The organism is Grimontia sp. AD028, from assembly GCF_000973155.1.
GTDB classification, from domain to species: Bacteria; Pseudomonadota; Gammaproteobacteria; order Enterobacterales; family Vibrionaceae; genus Enterovibrio; species Enterovibrio indicus.
The window spans coordinates 1-1210 of the sequence record NZ_LASY01000219.1 but is presented as its reverse complement, the minus strand read 5'-3'; the positions used below and the strand labels follow the sequence as shown (position 1 = coordinate 1210).

The 1210-nt window shown below is 49.9% G+C and carries 1 protein-coding gene; it reads left to right on the top strand.

The window, feature by feature from the left end:
* On the top strand, nucleotides 1-1153 hold a 1153-nt coding region (locus RN22_RS24395; protein WP_046308525.1), incomplete at its 5' end, for a FimV/HubP family polar landmark protein.
* Nucleotides 1154-1210 lie beyond the last annotated feature (57 nt).

Here is a 1210-nt window from a genome sequence, read left to right as displayed (position 1 = left end):
AGCAGAAGCAGAAGCAGAAGCTCCATTGGATTTGTCTTCTTTGCCGGAGTATGACGAAGAGGCAGCGTTAGCGGACAGTGAAGGTGAGCCAGAGACAAGCAGCGACTCGCTCCCAGAAGACGACGACACGCCGCTGGACTTAGAGAATCTGCCTGAATACACCGAAGAGGATGCCGCGCAGGAATATGATGTTGAACTGCCAGCTTCTCAGGAAACTCTGCCAGAAGAAGCAGAAAGCGACCTTGAAGATATTCAAGCACTTCAAGATGAACTGAGTCAGGAAGAGCAAGAAGAAGTTCAGCAAGAAACAGAGGCTGATTCGGACGCACAAGCCTTCACCGCCACTGAGCCAAATACCCTTGCGTTCCCGAAAGTGGAGCCTATTGGGCTTGACGAGTTGGGTGAGTTTGACGAAGAGGATGCTCTATCAGCAGCGTTAGATGAACAGCGGGAACTGGAAGAGTTCCTGCCACAGTCCCAAGATGAAGGCTTCACTCAATTTTCAGCACCGGTTTCCCAAGCGCCATACCGCGCGGCGGAGTTGGACGATCTGGCACAGCTGGATGATGACGATCATCAGGTTGCTGGCCTTAATATGGAAGCGTTGCTTTCAGAAAATTTGGATGATGAACACTCAGGGCTCGGTGATTTCAGTACTGAAGAGCTCGACATTCCGGAAGAAGAAACGGATGTTTGGAGTGCTGAGCAGGCACCAGAGCCGGAGCTTGAAAGCGAAGATTGGTCTCAGCAGCCGGAAGTTTTGGGTGATGATATCAAGTCTATGGATCTGGAAGGTGACTTGGACGGTTTGCTGGACGACGTGGAAAGCGAACTGGTTGAAGAGTCGTCTCCGAGTGAGGATTACATCAGCATCGATGATCTGATGAAAGATGACGGTGCACCTCAGGAAGACCCTGATTCACTGAAGATGGATTTAGATGTCGGTTTGGAAGACTTCCCTGATGTGCTGAGTGATATCCAACCTGCAGATGTAGACAGCAGTGGTGAAGCAGCAACTAATATGGATCTGGCGAAAGCCTACCTTGAGATGAACGATGTAGACGGCGCAATTCAGCTTCTGGAGAAGGTGATGCAAAGCGGCGATGCCAATCTTAAGGATGAAGCCAGATTGATGATAGAGAAGCTCAACTAAACAGGTGAAAACAAAAATGGCGGGTTATCCCGCCATTTTTATGCCTGACACTTTGGG